Origin of the sequence: Pseudomonas sp. RIT288 (assembly GCF_000631985.1) — a bacterium.
GTDB lineage: Bacteria > Pseudomonadota > Gammaproteobacteria > Pseudomonadales > Pseudomonadaceae > Aquipseudomonas.
This window is the reverse complement of sequence record NZ_JFYN01000001.1, coordinates 23201-41032: the sequence shown is the minus strand read 5'-3', so window position 1 is coordinate 41032 and position 17832 is coordinate 23201. Positions and strand designations below refer to the sequence as shown.

The window sequence follows — 17832 nt, the reverse complement described above, 5'->3', positions numbered from 1 at the left end:
AGCAAAGCGGAACGCGGGGCGTAGCTGATGGGAGTCAGTCTAGGCAAGTATCGGGCAGTAAACCAGAGTGGCGGCCTGCCCGATAGCGTTCATCGCCAGTCAGTCGGCGGTGGGGGCGGGGGCTTGCTCGCTAAGCTTGTCGGCCAGGCGCACGAATGCGGCCAGATCCAGTTGCTCGGGACGCAGGCTGCCATCGACACCGGCGGCTTCGATCTCGGCGGCGGTCATCAATTGTTTGAGGGTGTTGCGCAGGGTCTTGCGACGCTGGTTGAACGCTTCGCGAACGACGCGCTCGAGCAGGCGATGATCCTTGGCCGGGTGCGGCAGCACCGCGTGCGGCACCAGACGAACGATGGCCGAGTCGACCTTCGGCGGCGGGTTGAATGCGCCCGGGCCGACGTTGAACAGGTGTTCCACGCGGCAATGGTACTGAACCATGATCGACAGGCGGCCCCAGTCGCCACCGCCCGGGCCAGCCGCCAGGCGCTCGACCACTTCCTTCTGCAACATGAAGTGCATGTCGCGAATGATGCCGGCGTTGTTCAACAGGTGGAAAATCAGCGGCGTGGAGATGTTGTACGGCAGGTTACCAACCACGCGCAGGCTGTTCGGCGCGGCGTTGAGGGTGTTGAAGTCGAACTTCAACGCATCGCCCTGATGCAGGTTGAAGTTGCTCTTGCCGGCGAACTGCTGGTTGAGAATCGGGATCAGGTCCTTGTCCAGTTCCACCACGTCGAGTTGCGCACCGGAGTTGAGCAGGCCAGCGGTCAGTGCGCCTTGGCCCGGGCCGATTTCCAGCATGCGGTCGCCGGATTTGGCGCTGATGGAGCGCAGGATGCGGTCGATGACGCCGGCATCGTGCAGGAAGTTCTGGCCAAAGCGTTTGCGCGCCTTGTGTTGGTATTGCTCGGTCATAAACGGGTCTCGGCCATCTGGTAAGCGGTTTCCAGGGCGACCTGCAGGCTGCCGGTGTCGATCTTGCCGCTGCCGGCCAGATCCAGGGCGGTGCCGTGATCGACCGAAGTGCGGATGATCGGCAGGCCAAGGGTAATGTTGACCGCGGCGCCGAAGCCTTTGTACTTCAGCACGGGCAGGCCCTGGTCGTGGTACATCGCCAGCACTGCGTCGCAGTGCTCCAGATATTTTGGGGTAAACAGAGTGTCGGCAGGCAGCGGGCCACGAAGGTCCATGCCCTCGCCGCGCAGGCGCTCTAATGTCGGTTCGATGATGTCGATTTCTTCATGGCCCAGGTGTCCGCCTTCGCCGGCGTGCGGGTTGAGTCCGCAGACCAGGATGCGTGGCTGGGCAATGCCGAATTTGTCTTGCAGGTCGGCGTGCAGAATCCGCGTGACCCGTTCCAGCCGTTCCGGCGTAATTGCATCGGCAATCTCGCGCAGGGGCAGGTGAGTGGTGACCAGTGCCACGCGCAAGCCACGGGTGGCGAGCATCATGACCACTTGTGCGGTATGAGTCAGGTCGGCGAGGAATTCTGTGTGCCCGGAGAACGGGATACCCGATTCATTAATCACGCCCTTGTGTACGGGAGCGGTGATCATCCCGGCAAAGTCGCCGTTCAGGCAGCCGTCGCCGGCGCGGGTCAGGGTTTCCAGAACGAAGGCGGCGTTAGCCTTGTCCAGTTGCCCGGCAACCACGGGAGTGCTCAGCGGGGTGTCCCAGACGTACAGGCTGCCGGCGGGTGCGGGCATATCCGGCCATCGGCCGGGTGCCACCTCCAGCAAAGAGACGGCCAGCCCCAGCTGCGCGGCCCGCTCGGTGAGCAGGTCGCGGCTGGTGATGGCAATCAGGGGGTGTGGCTGGGCTTGCGAGGCGAGCAGCAGGCAAAGGTCGGGACCGATGCCGGCTGGTTCGCCGGGTGTCAGCGCGAAACGCTTGGGTTTCACTGCGCTGCCTGGTCTGCACCAGGGAGTTTGATTTCTACGTAGGCTTCTTCACGAATCTGACGCAGCCAGTTTTGCAGCTCTTCATCGTATTTTTTGTTACGCAGAACGGTCATCGCTTGTTGCTCGCGAGCCTGCTCGGTGCTGTCGGTGGCGCGGCGGCCAAGGACTTCCAGCACGTGCCAGCCGTACTGAGTCTGGAACGGCTTGGACAGCTGACCTTGTGGGGTCTTGGCCATCACTTCGCGGAATTCCGGTACCAGTGCGTTCGGATCGATCCAGTTCAGGTCGCCACCGTTGAGCGCCGAACCGGGGTCTTCGGAGTAGTTCTTCGCCAGTTCAGCGAAGTCTTCGCCAGCCAGGATGCGCTCGTACAGCGACTGCACCAGGGCCTTGGTCTTGGCTTCGTCACGGATCGGGCTTGGCTTGACCAGGATGTGGCGCACATGCACCTCATCACGCATCTGCGCTTCGCCACCCCGTTTTGCCAGCAACTTGAGGATGATGAAACCACCCGGGGTGCGTGCAGGCTGGGTGATGTCGCCAACGGCCATGCTGCTCAGCTCACGGTCGAACGGTGGTGGCAGTTGCGCGGCTTTACGCCAGCCCATGTCGCCGCCTTCCAGAGCATTGTCGCTGCCGGATCTGGCAACGGCCATCTGACCGAAGTCAGCGCCTTGCTTGAGCTTCTGGTAAACGTCCATCGCCTGCCGGTAAGCGCTCTGAATCGCATCAGAGTTGGCGCTTTCCGGTGTAGGAATCAGGATGTTGGCCAGGTGCAGCTCTTCGGACAGTTGCATCTTGCCCAAGTCGGAGGCGAGGAAGTTCTTCACTTCCTGCTCGGAGACCTGGATGCGCTCTGCCACGCGACGCTGACGCACACGGCTGATGATCATCTCGCGCTTGATCTGGTCACGGGCGTCGTCATAGTTCAAACCGTCGCGAGCCAGGGCGGCGCGGAATTGATCCACGGTCATGTTGTTGCGCTGGGCGATAGTGCCAACCGCCTGGTTCAGCTCTTCATCGGTAATGCGGATGCCGGAGCGCTCGCCGATCTGCAGTTGCAGGTTTTCGACGATCAGGCGCTCGAGCACCTGCTGATCCAGCACGCCCGGAGGCGGCATGCCGCCGCCACGCTTGGCGATGGTCTGCTGAACTTCGTGGACGCGCTGGTCCAGTTGGCTCTGCATGACCACGTCGTTATCAACGATCGCGACCACTTTATCGATGGACTGTACTGCGGCGTTGGCCGCAGTACCCAGGAACAGCGCGCCCAGCAGCAGCGGGCGCAGAGAATCAGAAAGCTTGGTCTTCACGTTGACGATAACCTTGGATGCCTTTGTCGAGGAAGCTCTCTACCTTGGCGCCAGTCAGGCCGCCGAGTCCCTTCAGAACAATTTGGAGGAAGACGCCGTGGTCGCCTTTTTCGTTTTCCGGGGCGTTCTGACTGAATTCGTCATAGCTGACCCAGTAACGGTTGATCAGGCGCAGTTTCCAGCAGCAGTTGTCGTATTCGAAACCACCGAAGGCTTCCAGCGTACGGTTGCGGTTGTAGTCGTACTGCCAGCGGCTGATCGCGCTCCACTGTGGAACGATCGGCCAGATGACCGAGAAGTCATGCTGCTGGATCTTGTAGTAGTCCTTCACGTAGCCAGGCTGGCCCGGAGTGCCATAGTCGCCACCACCCACCGACCATTTACCGGTGTTCTGGTCGTAACGAACCTGGTCGTTGCGATAGCGATAACCGACGTTGACCACCTTGTTCGGGTTGTCTTCAGGCTGGTAATGGAACATCGCGCTGCCGGAACGCGGGCTGCGGCTGTCCGGGTCCCAGTTGTAGTCGGCCGTGGTGCGCCAGTCGCGGTTCCAGCGGTACTCGTATTCCAGCGCGTATGGCGATACGTCGGACTGGGCATCTTTGCGATCCTTGAACGCAATGCCTGGCAGTTGTACTTCACGGTCCTTGAAGTAGTAAGCCTGGCCGACGCTGACACGTTGACGCTCGAAGCCGTCGTCTTCGATCCAGCGGCTGGTCACGCCCAGCGACAGCTTGTTCTCGTCGCCGACACGGTCGGAGCCGGAGAAGCGGTTGTCACGGAACAGCGACGCGTAGTTGAAGGTGTATTCGCTGGTGTCGAATACCGGAATGTCTTCCTGATCAACCTTGGGTACATACAGGTAGAACAGACGCGGTTCCAGGGTCTGGCGATAGTTCTTGCCGAAGTACGAGGTGTTGCGGTCGAAGTACAGACCGCTGTCGACGCTGGCGATCGGTACGCCACGGTTCTGGTTGCTGTCGAAGGTGCCGTTGAGTTTGTTCTGCTCGGCGGTTTGCGCAGCAATCTGGGACTTGCCGGTACCGTCCAGATCCAGTTGATACTGGGTGTACTGGTACTTGAGCGATGGCTTCAGGAAACCATATGTCCAGTTCATTGGCAGGCTGACGCCCGGCTTCAGGTTCAGACGGTCGCCGTTTGCACGCGCAAGGCCAAATACGTTGGTATCCAGGCGAGGCGAGATGGTGCCGTCTTCATTGGTAAAGTTGCCGTTTTGCAGGTCACGATCGAACCGAACAATCTCGGTCTCGTAATCGAAGTTCAAACCTTCCGGGTGATACGGCAGTTGACCGTTGAAAGTGATCTGCGGCAGACGGCCGTACGGCGTGATGTTCGAAACAGTAGCCAGTTGGTACTGCTGAGCATTCAAGCGAGCGGTGTAGCTGTCGCCGCGATAGGTCACCGAACCCTGCTGGTTCACGTAGTCAGCGCTCTTCACACCGATCTGATCGGTGGTCAGGTCCTGGAAGTAATACGGATCGCTGATCTTGGTGTAATCAACCTGAGTCATCACACGGGAGTCGAGACCGCCCTTGTGCTGCCAGTTGTACATGTAGCGATTTTTTTCGTAGTCGGTCTGCTTGCTGCGGTCGGTATCTTCGTCGTTCAGATACGCCGCACCGAACTGGCCTTCGCTGGACTTGGTCAGGTAACGGAACTCACCTTCGACCAGCATGCCGCGCTTGCTCATGTAGCGCGGGTACAACGTGGCATCGTAGTTCGGCGCCAGGTTGAAGTAGTACGGGGTGACCAGCATGAAGCCGGTGTCGCTGCCGGTGCCAATGGTTGGCGGCAGGAAGCCCGATTGGCGACGATCGTCGATCGGGAAGTAGATGTACGGCGTGTACAGGATCGGAATGTCTTTGACCCGCAGTGTCACGTTGGTCGCGGTACCGAAGCCGGTGGCAGGGTTCAGGGTGATGTTGTTGCCCTTGAGCTGCCAGGCGTTGCTGTTCGGTTCGCACGTGGTGTACGTGCCGTCCTTCAAGCGGATGATCGCGTTCTCGGCACGCTTGGCGTACAGCGCGTTACCGCGGATGCGCGATTTGTGCATCACGTATTCGGCGTTGTCGACCTTGGCTTCACCGGTGTCGAGCTGCACATCGGCGTGGTCGCCGACGATCAGTGCACCGTTGTCACGAATGCGCACGTCGCCATTGAGTTCGGCGCGGCTCTCGGCCTGGTACAGGCTGGCCTCGTCGGACTCGACCTGCATGCTGCCCTGACGCAGGACCACGTCGCCGGCCAGCGTACCCACCTGATCTTCGGTGTTGTAGCGCGAGGCTTTGGCGCCGATAAAGGTCGGTGCGTCACTTTTATTCGTCTTGTCATTCATGCCAGGACGAATCGGTTCGATATAGGAACCAGAGCAGTAAGGACCGGTCTCGGCCAATTGGGCGGCGGTGAGCTTCTCGCGCGGAACCCAGTCGAGGTGACTGTAGTCTTCGCTACGGGATTTCAGGCCGCGGCCTTTGGCTTCGGTGACCAGCACAGGCTTGGCGCCGGTGTCGGATGTGGAACCGTTCTGGGCCGGGGCTTCGCCGGCGGCGCTGACAGCGCTGCCGTCATGCACCGGACGCGGCGGCAATGCAGCTGCCGGCGTCTTGGGCGCACACGCCCAGCCACCCGTTGCCGAGACGGCGCAGTCATACTGCTCGGCGGCAACAACGAATTGACTGGCCAGAGGTTGCATAGCCAGCAGACTGCCGGTTACCAACAACGGAAATTTTTTACGAAACGCGGGGGATTTCAATGCCATCTTATTAGTCCGGGCTTCCTGCGTGCCATCTGCCCGCGGTGTGGGCCGCACGCCTCTCGATGGTCTGAAAAAGATGCTGGATAATAAAGCATGACCCGCTTGACGGCTAGCGCCGTCGGAGACCCTTGCAATGCCTGACCAAGATGTACGCTTGCAACACCTGAAAGTTTGGCTCGATGAGCAGTTGGCAATCCTGTTTGCAGATCAGGGCTGGGGCGCCGTGCCCCCGGCCACGTTGACCGCGGCCAGCAGTGACGCGAGTTTCCGCCGGTATTTCCGCTGGGAAGGCGCGGGTCGCAGTTTTGTCGTGATGGACGCGCCACCGCCCCAGGAAAACTGCAAACCGTTCGTGGATATCGCCTTTTTGCTGGCGAAATCCGGAATTAACGTGCCGAAAATTTATGCAGAAGACCTCGAACGCGGATTTCTTTTGCTCAATGACCTGGGCAACAAGACCTATCTCGACGTAATCGACAGCGAAAATGCCGACGCTTTGTTCAGCGATGCCTTGCAGGCACTGTTGGCTTTTCAGCAATTGCCGATGGTCGCACCGCTGCCGAGTTACGACGTGGCACTGCTGCGCCGTGAGCTGGAACTGTTCCCCGAGTGGTATGTGAAGCGCGAACTCGGCATCGAGTTCGACGCGGCACAGCAGCAACAATGGCAAGCCGTCAGCGATCTGCTGATCGACAGCGCCCTGGCCCAGCCGAAAGTGCTGGTGCACCGCGACTACATGCCGCGCAACCTGATGCTCAGCGAGCCGAATCCCGGCGTGCTCGACTTTCAGGATGCGGTCTATGGCCCGGTCACCTACGACGTCACCTGCCTGTTCAAGGACGCTTTCCTCAGCTGGCCTGAAGAACGCGTGCGTGGCTGGCTGGAACGTTACTGGCAGCAGGCCGCGGCGCTGGACATCCCGGTGCAGGCCGATTTCGAAGACTTCCTGCGTGCCAGCGACCTGATGGGCGTACAACGCCATCTGAAAGTCATCGGCATCTTCGCCCGGATCTGCCATCGCGATGGCAAGCCGCGCTACCTGGCCGATGTGCCACGTTTCTTCGCCTATATAGAAGCGGTGATTGCGCGTCGTCCTGAACTGGCGGATCTGCAGGCGTTGCTCGCCAGTCTGCGTGGCGGAGCGACTGCATGAAGGCGATGATTCTGGCGGCAGGCAAGGGCGAGCGCATGCGCCCGCTGACCCTGACCACCCCCAAGCCGCTGGTGCGTGCCGGTGGCGTACCGTTGATCGAATATCACCTGCGCGCGCTGGCCGCGGCCGGTTTCAGTGAAATCGTGATCAACCATGCCTGGCTCGGTCAGCAGATCGAGGATTACCTGGGCGACGGTTCGCCGTTCGGCGTGAGCATCCAGTATTCGCCGGAAGGCGAGCCGCTGGAAACCGGCGGCGGGATTTTCCGCGCCTTGCCGTTGCTCGGTGACGATGCGTTTCTGGTGGTCAACGGCGATATCTGGACCGATTACGACTTCAGCGTGCTGCATCAGCCGATCAACGGTCTGGCGCATCTCGTACTGGCGGACAACCCGGCCCATCATCCGGCGGGCGATTTCACCCTGACTGACGGCCGGGTGCACGATGGCCAGCCGGACGCGCCGACCCTGACCTACAGCGGCATTGCCGTGCTCCATCCGCAGTTGTTCGATGGCTGCGCGGACGGCGCGTTCAAACTCGCACCGTTGCTGCGCAAAGCCATGGCAGGCGGACAGGTCAGCGGTGAGCGTCTGAAAGGTCACTGGGTGGATGTCGGTACGCATGAGCGTCTGGCCGAAGCTGAAGCATTGATAGAAGCGAGTCGTTGATATGTTGTGGCCAGGGACTCTGATTGGAGCCGGAGCGGGTTTTGCGCTCGCCAGCATTCCGGGGGCCATGCTTGGGGCATTGTTGGGACAAGCGCTGGACCGGCGTCTGCACTTGCAAAGCTGGGGGCACTTGCGGGAAAAACTCGGCGGGCGGCCGATGTTGCGCAACGACGAACTGCTGTTCGTGTTGCTCGGGCGTCTGGCCAAGAGTGACGGGCGGGTGACGGACGGCCATATCCAGCAGGCGCGCAATGAAATGAACGCCCTGGAAATGAGCGAGCCGGCGCGGCGTCGGGCGATTGCTGCGTTCAATCGCGGCAAGGCCGGTGGTGATCACTTGCGTGGTTATCTGCGGCGCCTGAGTGCTCAGCCGCATGCCGCTGAAGGTGTGTTGCGCGCCTGCTGGCGGATGGTCTGGGCTGACGGTCGTGCGGGCGTCAGTGAACGTGAATTATTGGCGCAGTGGGGTAAGTGGCTGGGTTGGACAACCCATCAGATCCAGGCGCTGGCCAATGACTACGAGCCGAATAAACGGCCGATTGTCAGTGCGGCGGTGAGTTATCAGGAAGCGATGCGCCTGCTCGGCGTGTCGGCGACCAGCGAGCCGGCGCAGATCAAGCGTGCCTATCGACGGCTGCTCAGCCGTCATCACCCGGACAAGATCGCCGGCAGCGGCGCAACGCCGGAGCAGGTGCGTGACGCAACCGAGAAAACCCGTGAGCTGCACAACGCGTTTACCCTGATTCGGGCGCGGCGGGATTTTCGCTAGCGATCAAAAGATCGCAGCCTGCGGCAGCTTCTACAGGAAACGCATTTCCAGGTAGGAGCTGCCGCAGGCTGCGATCTTTTGCTTTTGTTTCTATCAGTCAGTTTTCTGCGGATTCAACCAGCCACGCACCCGCCGGAACAACTGTTCCTGCTCAGCCTTTTTATCCGGTAACGCCTTGAGCGCCACCTGGCTGAAGGTCGAAGTCTTCAAGCGCTTGCTGGCCTGCATGCGCTCCAGTGCCGCGTTGCGATCCAGCGCCTTGTCCATGTAGAAAATGTCGGCGGTCGGCAACTTCAGGGTCGGTGTCAGCTCGGCCAATTGTGGCTTGGCCTTGCTCGGCGTTTGCGCATCGACCATCACCAGTTTCTCGACCTGCGAACTCTGCCGCTCGCTGAGGAAACGCGCCGCCCAGTAGGCGCCGGTACCGTGACCGAGGACCACGACCCGGCGTGCGCTTTGTTGCTCGGCGTAGGCGATTGCCGCATCGATCCGCGCAAAGATCCGCTCGGCGTCAGCCTTGGATTGTTCTTCAGTCGTTTCGGCCACCACCTGATCCGCCACTTCCGCTTCACCGCCCGCCGCCTGTTCGATCGGTTGCGCGGTGGTGGAATCCTTGCTGCCACTTTCCGCGGCTTTCGGTGCGGCAGCGGGCGCAATCACCCGCGGTGCGATGACATCGCTTTGCAGATCCGGCAGGGTGATACTCAGGCTGCTCCATTCGACGTCGGGCAATTTGCTGCGCAGCGGGCCGATCACTTGCGGCCAGTCAGCGGTTTCGCCGGCGCCAGGGACAATAATCACTGCACCTTTGGGCTCCGCAGTGTTGGCCGGTTTCCAGAGGGCGAGGAAAGTGTCGGCGCCGGCCTGCAATTGCTGCTGCTCTTGCGCCGGGACTTTACGTTCGAGTGCCGCGGCTTCTTCCTGACTACGCTCAAGCAGTGGCTGGCGTTCGGCGGGTTTCTCGGCGGCCGGTTGTTCGGCGGTGGAGGCGGGCGCCGGATCGGCGGCTTCGACGGAAAACGCACAAGGCAGGATCAGCGACAGGCACAATGCTGGCATTGCTAGGCGGTAGACAGAGGGCATCGGTTATTCCAGGCCAGAAAAGTATCCCGGCAGCCTAATGGGTTGGTCAGAATTTGTCAGTGTACGAGACTTCAATGATGCGTTTTTGCTGCCTGTGGGTTATCGGCTGGTTGTGTTTTCCCTTGATGGGCTGGGCGGCGTCTGCGCCGGCGGCGCATGCAGCGCTGTTGACGCCCGGCGAGCAGCAATGGCTGGCGCAGCACCGTGAGCTGCGCGTCGGCCTGGTATTGCAGGCGCCGTACGCGCAATACGACCGGCGCTTGCAGCGACTGTCCGGGGCCAATGTCGAATTGATGAAGGCGCTGGCCAAAACCCTGAATGTCGAGCTGAGCTGGCGCAATTTTCAGGATCTGGCGCAACTGGAGGAAGCCGCCCGCGAAGGCGAAATCGACATCGCCCCGGGCCTGACCCAGACCCCGGGTGCGCTGCGCCTTTGGTTGTTTTCCGATCCCTACATGCGTGTGCCGCAACTGGTGGTCAGCGACCAGAAAAGCGGCGGCGTGGTCGAGCTGGAAAAACTCGACAGCCTGTCTCGCGTCGCCGTGCGCATGCCCAGCGTGACGGCGGACTATTTACGCAGCACCTATCCCCATCTGAATCTGCAAGGCGTGCCGCTGGAGCGTCAGGCACTGCAACTGTTGTTGACCCAACAAGCGTCCTACGCCGTGATAGATGAAGCACAACTCGGGCGGTTGTCCGCCGAACCTGAGTTCGCCGGGTTGGTGGTGGTCGGCGATATCGGCTTGCCGCAGCTGTTGCGGGTTGCCACGCGGCGCGACTGGCCGCAGTTGGCCGGGATCATCGAAAGCGCCTTGCGGGCAATCCCGGCCAAGGATCTGGAGCGCCTGCACAACCAATGGCTGCAACCCAAGTACCCGCGGCTCACCGAGTCGCCGGGGTTCTGGCAGAACCTCAGTCTGCTGTTCGCGGTGTTGCTGCTCAGTTGTGTGGCCATCGTGGTCTGGCAACGACGCCAGCAACACAGCCTCGAACAGCGTCTGCTGGCCGCCCGGGAAGACATCGCCCTGCGCGCGGCCAGCGAAGAAGCCTTGCGCCTGACCCAGTTTTCCATCGACCAAAGCACCGTCGGCATTCTCTGGGTCAACTGGGACAGCCATGTGCGCTACGCCAACCGGGCGGCGGAACACATGCTCGGTTATTCACAGGGCGCGCTGATTGAACGGCCGTTGATCGACTTCGAACCCGGTCTGCACATGGACCGCTGGCTCAACCTGTGGAAACGCGCGCGGGCCAGTGAAGAGGGGCCGCTGAGCTTTGAAACCAGTTGCTTGCGCGCCGATGGCAGCGTCCTGCCGGCGGACGTCTCGCTGAGTTTTCTGCGTTTTCGCGACAGCGAGTATCTGGTGGTTTATCTCACCGACGTCACTGAGCGTCGCCGCGCCCTGGCCGCGTTGCAGGAAAGTGAAGCGCGCCTGCAAGGCATCGCCGCCAACGTACCGGGACTGGTGTTTCGCCTGGAGCGGGCGCCGGTGACCGGGCAGATCGATTTCGCCTACATCAGCGAGGGCAGCGAGAGTCTGGTCGGCTACGCGCCGGCCGCCATCGCCCACCGCGACATGGGTTTGCGCAGTCTGGTGCATCCGGATGACAAGGCCAGTTACCACCAGACTCAGGATCAGGCGCTGGACACCGACAGTGACTGGTCGTGGCAGGGCCGCATCCTCACCCGTCAGGGCGAACAACGCTGGGCCGAGATCAAGGCAATCACCCGACAGCTGGAGGATGGCGCCTATGTCTGGGACGGCATCGTCTGGGACATCAGCGAAAGCAAGCGCATTGAGCTGGAGCTCGCCGCCTCCCGCGAACAACTGCGCGAATTGTCGGCGCACCTGGAAAGCGTGCGCGAAGAAGAGAAGGCGCGCATCGCCCGCGAAGTGCACGATGAGCTGGGGCAGATGCTCACGGTGCTGAAGCTGGAAACCTCGATGTGCGAACTGGCCTACGCGCAACTCGACCCGGGGCTGCACGAGCGGTTGAACAGCATGAAGCGTCTGATCGCCCAGTTGTTCCAGCTGGTGCGCGATGTGGCGACGGCGTTGCGCCCGCCAATTCTCGATGCCGGAATCGCTTCAGCGATCGAGTGGCAGGCGCGGCGCTTCGAGGCGCGCACGCAGATTCCGTGTCTGGTGCAGGTGCCGGACAATCTGCCGGCGCTCACCGATGCCAAGGCGATTGGCCTGTTCCGTATCCTGCAGGAGGCGCTGACCAACGTCATGCGCCATGCTCAGGCGCATACTGTGGAGCTGACGCTGGCGCTGGAAGGCGACGAGTTGTGTCTGACGGTCAGCGATGATGGCGTAGGCTTTGTCTCTGCGGCGGGCCGGCCGACGTCCTTTGGTTTGGTCGGTATGCGCGAGCGGGTGCTGATCATGGGCGGGCGGTTGTTGCTTGAGAGTGAGCCGGGGGAGGGCACCAGTCTGAATGTGTGGGTGCCTTTGGATCGCTAAAGATCGCAGCCTGCATTGATCGCATATTCCTGTAGGAACTGCCAAAGGCTGCGATCTTTTGCCCTTAAAAACACAACCGAGGAGAGTGCAAGTGATCCGCGTACTGGTAGCCGAAGACCACACCATCGTCCGTGAAGGCATCAAGCAATTGATCGGCCTGGCCAAGGATCTGCAAGTGGTGGGGGAGGCGAGCAATGGCGAGCAGCTCCTCGAAACCTTGCGCCATGTGCCGTGCGAAGTGGTGCTGCTCGATATTTCCATGCCCGGCGTCAATGGCCTGGAAGCCATCCCGCGGATCCGCGCGCTGAACAATCCACCGGCGATTCTGGTGCTGTCGATGCACGACGAAGCGCAAATGGCTGCCCGTGCGCTGAAGGTCGGGGCCGCTGGTTATGCGACCAAGGACAGCGATCCGGCGCTATTGCTGACGGCGATTCGCAAAGTGGCGGCCGGCGGGCGCTACATCGACCCGGAACTGGCCGACCGCATGGTCTTCGAAGTCGGCCTGACTGACACGCGTCCGCTGCATTCGCTGCTGTCCGAACGTGAGTTCTCGGTGTTCGAACGCCTGGCCCAAGGCGCCAACGTCAACGATATCGCCCAACAATTGGCGCTGAGCAGCAAGACCATCAGCACGCACAAGGCGCGGCTGATGCAGAAACTCAACATCACCTCGCTGGCCGAACTGGTCAAATACGCGATGGAACACAAACTCCTCTAAGCACATTGATCCCGTGTGTAGGAGCTGCCCAAGGCTGTGATCTTTTGATCTTGTTTTCATAAGATCAAGATCAAAAGATCGCAGCCCTCGGCAGCTCCTACAGTTAGAACCGTGTGGGCATATCCATTAGCGACAACCGCTTTTGCTTGTTCTTGCGGCTCGCAGCTTGGCGCTCGTCGCTCGTTTGCCAAAACGCGCCATCCCTGTAGGGCAATCCCTACCCCCAACCTTCCATCCGGCTGAGGCGATTCTCTCCTGCGCCCCGATTTGCGTGGCTGGCGCCAGCCACTAGGCTTAATCCACAGCAGTTACCAATAACAAAGGTGTGGGTATGAGCCAGGTCGATTCAAACGCAGGGGCCAGTGACGTGCTGGTCAGCTTTCGTGGAGTGCAGAAGAGCTACGACGGCGAGAACCTGATCGTCAAAGACCTCAACCTGGACATTCGCAAAGGCGAGTTCCTGACCCTGCTCGGGCCGTCCGGTTCGGGCAAGACCACCAGCCTGATGATGCTCGCCGGGTTCGAAACCCCGACCGCCGGTGAAATCCTCCTGGCCGGCCGTGCAATCAACAACGTGCCGCCGCACAAGCGTGACATCGGCATGGTGTTCCAGAACTACGCGCTGTTCCCGCACATGACCGTGGCGGAGAACCTCGCCTTCCCGTTGACCGTACGTGGCCTGAACAAGAGCGACGTCAGCGACAAGGTCAAGAAAGTCCTGAGCATGGTCCAGCTCGACGCGTTCGCTTCGCGCTATCCGGCACAACTCTCCGGCGGTCAGCAGCAGCGTGTGGCGCTGGCGCGGGCGCTGGTGTTCGAACCGCAACTGGTGCTGATGGACGAACCGCTGGGTGCACTCGACAAGCAACTGCGCGAACACATGCAGATGGAGATCAAGCACCTGCACCAGCGCCTCGGCGTGACCGTGGTCTACGTGACTCACGACCAGGGTGAAGCCCTGACCATGTCCGACCGCGTCGCCGTGTTCCATCAGGGCGAGATCCAGCAGATCGCGCCGCCGCGCACGCTCTACGAAGAACCGAAAAACACCTTCGTCGCCAACTTCATCGGCGAGAACAACCGCCTCAACGGCCGTCTGCTCAGCCAGAGCGGCGAGCGTTGCGTGGTCGAACTGGGCCGTGGCGAGAAGGTCGAGGCGCTGGCGGTCAACGTCGGCCAGACCGGCGAACCGGTGACTCTGTCGATCCGCCCGGAGCGCGTCAGCCTCAACGGCTCGAGCGACCAATGCGTCAACCGCTTCTCAGGGAGGGTGGCGGAATTCATCTATCTGGGCGACCACGTCCGGGTGCGCCTGGAAGTCTGCGGCAAGACCGACTTCTTCGTGAAACAGCCGATTGCCGAGCTCGATCCAGCGCTCGCGGTCGGGGACGTGGTTCCGCTTGGCTGGCAGGTCGAGCACGTTCGCGCGCTCGATCCTCTTCTAGAGGCGCACTAAGCGCCCCGGCAATACCAACACCAACCCTGCACGTGGAGAGAACAATAAATGTTGAGATCCCTGAAGTTCACCGCCCTGACCCTGGGCCTGATGGGTGCGGCCAGCGCAATGGCCGCCGGTCCCGATCTGACTGTGGTGTCGTTTGGCGGGGCGAACAAGGCGGCGCAAGTCAAAGCCTTCTATGCACCGTGGGAAGCGGCGGGCAACGGCAAGATCGTTGCCGGTGAGTACAACGGCGAAATGGCCAAGGTCAAAGCCATGGTCGACACCAAGAGCGTGTCGTGGGATCTGGTGGAAGTCGAATCGCCAGAGCTGTCCCGTGGTTGCGATGAAGACATGTTCGAACAACTCGACCCGGCACTGTTCGGCAAAACCGAGGATTACGTCAAAGGCGCAATTCAACCGTGCGGCGTGGGCTTCTTCGTCTGGTCGACCGTGCTCGCGTACAACGCCGACAAGCTGAAAACCGCGCCAACCAGTTGGGCCGATTTCTGGGACACCAAGAAATTCCCGGGCAAGCGTGGCCTGCGCAAAGGCGCCAAGTACACCCTGGAATTCGCGCTGATGGCCGACGGGGTTGCACCGAAAGACGTCTACAAAGAGCTGGCGAGCAAAGGTGGTCAGGATCGCGCGTTCAAGAAACTCGATGAACTCAAGCCAAGCATTCAGTGGTGGGAGGCCGGTGCACAACCGCCGCAATACCTTGCTTCCGGTGACGTGGTCATGAGCTCGGCCTACAACGGTCGCATCGCCGCCGTGCAGAAAGAATCCAACCTGAAAGTGGTGTGGAACGGCGGCATCTACGACTTCGATGCCTGGGCCATCCCGAAAGGCCTGGACGCCAAGCGCGCCGAAGCGGCGAAGAAATTCATCGCCTACTCGGTCCAGCCGCAGCAACAGAAGACCTACTCGGAGAACATCGCCTACGGCCCGGCCAATACTCAAGCCGTACCGCTGCTGAACAAGGATGTGCTGAAAGACATGCCGACCACCCCGGAAAACATCGCCAACCAGGTGCAGATCGACGTCAGCTTCTGGGCTGACAACGGCGAGCAACTGGAACAGCGCTTCAATTCCTGGGCTGCGAAGTAATCCTTCGCCCTGTAGGAGCTGCCGCAGGCTGCGATCTTTTGGCTTTGCCTTTGAAGATCAAGAGATCGCAGCCTCGTTGCACTCGACAGCTCCTACAGGAGTGAGGTGTCGCTTGTGTGTTGAGGTAATGCGGTGTCGCTGTAGGTGATGCCGCCCATCCAAAGATTTGCGGAGTACGTCATGGCCATCGCCGTTCCCCTGAACGAGGGCGCCAGCCCCACCTTGAAGCAGAAGCTCAAGCGCGCCGAGCGGGTCAACCGCTGGAAGGCCCAGGCATTGATTGCGCCGCTGGTGCTGTTTCTGTTGCTGGTGTTCCTGGTGCCGATCGTGGCGCTGCTCTATAAAAGCGTCGGCAACCCGGAAGTGGTCGGCGGCATGCCGCGCACCGTGGCGGCCATCGCCAGTTGGGACGGCCGCGGCCTGCCGGCTGAACCGGTGTACAAAGCGGCGGGCGAAGATCTCGCCGAAGCTCGCAAAAACCAGACCTTGGGCGATCTGTCCAAGCGCTTGAACATGGAGTTGGCCGGCTATCGCAGCCTGCTGACCAAAACGGCCCGCGCGCTGCCATTTGCCAGCGAACCGGCCTCCTATAAAGAAGCCCTCGAAGCGCTCGACGAGCGTTGGGGCGATCCGGCCTATTGGCAAGCGGTCAAACGCAACACCAGCAGTATCACCCCTTACTACTTGCTCGCGGCGGTGGATCACCGTATCGATGATCTCGGCGAACTGGCCCCGGCCACTCCGGATCAGGCGATCTACCTCGACATCTTCGCCCGCACGTTCTGGATGGGCTTGATCATCACCGTGATCTGCCTGGTCCTCGCCTATCCACTGGCCTACCTGCTGGCGAACCTGCCATCGCGGCAGAGCAACCTGCTGATGATTCTGGTGCTGCTGCCGTTCTGGACCTCGATTCTGGTGCGGGTCGCGGCGTGGATCGTATTGCTGCAATCGGGTGGGCTGATCAACAGTGCGCTGGTGGCCATGGGCATCATCGATAAGCCGCTGGAACTGGTGTTCAACCGCACCGGGGTCTACATCTCGATGGTGCACATCCTGCTGCCGTTCATGATCCTGCCGATCTACAGCGTGATGAAAGGCATCTCGCCAACCTACATGCGCGCTGCGATTTCGCTGGGCTGCCATCCGTTCGCCAGTTTCTGGCGGGTGTATTTCCCGCAGACCTATGCCGGCGTCGGTGCCGGTTGCCTGTTGGTGTTCATCCTCGCCATCGGCTACTACATCACCCCGGCGCTGCTCGGCAGCCCGAACGATCAGATGGTCAGCTACTTCGTCGCGTTCTACACCAACACCAGCATCAACTGGGGCATGGCCACTGCGCTGGGCGGCTTGTTGCTGCTGGCGACCGTGGTGCTTTATCTGATCTACAGCTGGCTGGTGGGCGCCAGTCGCCTGCGCCTGAGCTAAGGGGAATTTGAAATGCTGAGTCCTTACATGTCGCCCATCGAACGGGTGTGGTTCTACAGCTTGCGGATTCTCTGCGGCCTGATCCTGCTGTTCCTGATTCTGCCGGTGCTGGTCATCGTGCCGCTGTCGTTCAACTCGGGCAGTTTCCTGGTGTATCCGCTGCAGGGCTTTTCTCTGCACTGGTATCACGACTTCTTCGCTTCGGCGGAGTGGATGCGCGCGCTGAAGAACAGCATCATCGTCGCCCCGGCGGCCACGGTGCTGGCGATGGTCTTCGGTACGCTGGCCGCGATCGGCCTGACCCGTGGCGATTTCCCCGGCAAGGCGCTGGTGATGGCGCTGGTGATTTCGCCGATGGTGGTGCCGGTGGTGATCATTGGTGTGGCGAGTTATCTGTTCTTCGCACCGCTGGGGCTGGGCAACAGTTTCTTCTCGCTGATCGTGGTGCACGCGGTGCTGGGTGTGCCGTTCGTTATCATCACTGTGTCGGCGACGTTGCAGGGGTTCAACCACAATCTGGTGCGGGCGGCGGCCAGTCTGGGGGCTTCGCCGCTGACCACGTTCCGCCGGGTGACTCTGCCGTTGATTGCGCCTGGGGTGATTTCCGGGGCGTTGTTTGCCTTTGCGACGTCGTTCGATGAGGTGGTGGTGACGCTGTTCCTCGCCGGCCCCGAGCAAGCGACCTTGCCACGGCAGATGTTCAGCGGGATCCGCGAGAACCTCAGCCCGACGATTGCGGCTGCGGCCACCTTGCTGATCGCCTTCTCCGTCATCCTGCTGTTAACCCTCGAATGGCTGCGCGGTCGCAGCGAAAAACTGCGTACCGCTCAGGTCTGATGCGGTCCCCTGTAGGAGCTGCCGAAGGCTGCGATCTTTTGATCCTGATCCTGAAAACAAAGATCAAAGGATCGCAGCCTTCGGCAGCTCCTACAGGGGGTAGTCGTTGGTCATTCACCACCTGAATAGCAGACAACCCCAAATCCCCAGCTACGCTAGTGCTCAGC

The 17832-nt window shown here is 61.1% G+C and carries 14 protein-coding genes; 9 read left to right on the top strand and 5 right to left on the bottom strand.

The features are described 5' to 3' along the window. Positions 1-99 precede the first annotated feature (99 nt). From rsmA to BW33_RS00170, 4 genes are read right to left on the bottom strand one after another with little or no spacing between them, the layout of a single operon-like run. Positions 100-915 carry a 16S rRNA (adenine(1518)-N(6)/adenine(1519)-N(6))-dimethyltransferase RsmA gene (rsmA, locus tag BW33_RS00185; protein ID WP_047596434.1) on the bottom strand — a complete coding sequence of 272 codons (816 nt, stop codon included), beginning with the start codon at positions 913-915 and terminating at the stop codon, positions 100-102. Then, entirely contained in the window at positions 912-1901 is a 990-nt protein-coding gene (gene pdxA, locus BW33_RS00180; protein ID WP_047596432.1) for a 4-hydroxythreonine-4-phosphate dehydrogenase PdxA, read from the bottom strand. Before pdxA ends, rsmA begins: the two co-directional genes overlap by 4 nt. Further along, a complete protein-coding gene (surA, locus tag BW33_RS00175; protein ID WP_047596430.1) occupies positions 1898-3214 on the bottom strand; it encodes a peptidylprolyl isomerase SurA in 1317 nt (438 codons plus the stop codon). The genes pdxA and surA overlap by 4 nt, the downstream gene beginning before the upstream one ends. Next, positions 3195-5993, bottom strand: a complete 2799-nt coding sequence (locus BW33_RS00170; RefSeq protein ID WP_047596429.1) for an LPS-assembly protein LptD — start codon at positions 5991-5993, stop codon at positions 3195-3197. Before BW33_RS00170 ends, surA begins: the two co-directional genes overlap by 20 nt. A gap of 130 nt (positions 5994-6123) precedes the next feature. On the opposite strand from BW33_RS00170, the gene BW33_RS00165 reads away from it, so the two are divergent. From BW33_RS00165 to BW33_RS00155, 3 genes are read left to right on the top strand one after another with little or no spacing between them, the layout of a single operon-like run. Next, a complete protein-coding gene (locus BW33_RS00165) occupies positions 6124-7143 on the top strand; it encodes an aminoglycoside phosphotransferase family protein (RefSeq protein ID WP_047596428.1) in 1020 nt (339 codons plus the stop codon). After that, positions 7140-7811, top strand: a complete 672-nt coding sequence (gene murU, locus BW33_RS00160) for an N-acetylmuramate alpha-1-phosphate uridylyltransferase MurU (protein ID WP_047596427.1) — start codon at positions 7140-7142, stop codon at positions 7809-7811. Before BW33_RS00165 ends, murU begins: the two co-directional genes overlap by 4 nt. A gap of 1 nt (position 7812) precedes the next feature. Then, complete coding sequence (locus BW33_RS00155) at positions 7813-8580, top strand: TerB family tellurite resistance protein (RefSeq protein ID WP_047596426.1); 768 nt, start codon at positions 7813-7815, stop codon at positions 8578-8580. 93 nt (positions 8581-8673) lie between these two features. Here BW33_RS00155 and BW33_RS00150 read toward each other — a convergent pair whose 3' ends face one another. Further along, on the bottom strand, positions 8674-9663 hold the full coding sequence (locus BW33_RS00150; RefSeq protein WP_047596425.1) for an alpha/beta hydrolase family protein: 990 nt from the start codon (positions 9661-9663) through the stop codon (positions 8674-8676). A gap of 74 nt (positions 9664-9737) precedes the next feature. On the opposite strand from BW33_RS00150, the gene BW33_RS00145 reads away from it, so the two are divergent. The 6 genes from BW33_RS00145 (at position 9738) to BW33_RS00120 (ending at position 17665) form a co-directional block, all read left to right on the top strand. Further along, positions 9738-12131, top strand: a complete 2394-nt coding sequence (locus BW33_RS00145) for a PAS domain-containing sensor histidine kinase (RefSeq protein WP_047596424.1) — start codon at positions 9738-9740, stop codon at positions 12129-12131. 91 nt (positions 12132-12222) lie between these two features. After that, the gene (locus tag BW33_RS00140) at positions 12223-12852 is read left to right on the top strand and encodes a response regulator (protein ID WP_047596423.1); all 630 of its coding nucleotides are present in this window, start codon (positions 12223-12225) and stop codon (positions 12850-12852) included. A 331-nt stretch (positions 12853-13183) separates the two neighbouring features. After that, positions 13184-14308, top strand: a complete 1125-nt coding sequence (locus tag BW33_RS00135; protein WP_007966453.1) for an ABC transporter ATP-binding protein — start codon at positions 13184-13186, stop codon at positions 14306-14308. 48 nt (positions 14309-14356) lie between these two features. Continuing rightward, the gene (locus tag BW33_RS00130; RefSeq protein WP_047596422.1) at positions 14357-15400 is read left to right on the top strand and encodes an ABC transporter substrate-binding protein; all 1044 of its coding nucleotides are present in this window, start codon (positions 14357-14359) and stop codon (positions 15398-15400) included. Positions 15401-15580: 180 nt separating this feature from the next. After that, entirely contained in the window at positions 15581-16828 is a 1248-nt protein-coding gene (locus tag BW33_RS00125) for an ABC transporter permease (RefSeq protein WP_047596421.1), read from the top strand. A gap of 12 nt (positions 16829-16840) precedes the next feature. Continuing rightward, positions 16841-17665 (top strand): ABC transporter permease, encoded by an 825-nt coding sequence (locus BW33_RS00120; protein WP_047596419.1) that lies wholly within the window; start codon positions 16841-16843, stop codon positions 17663-17665. Positions 17666-17832 lie beyond the last annotated feature (167 nt).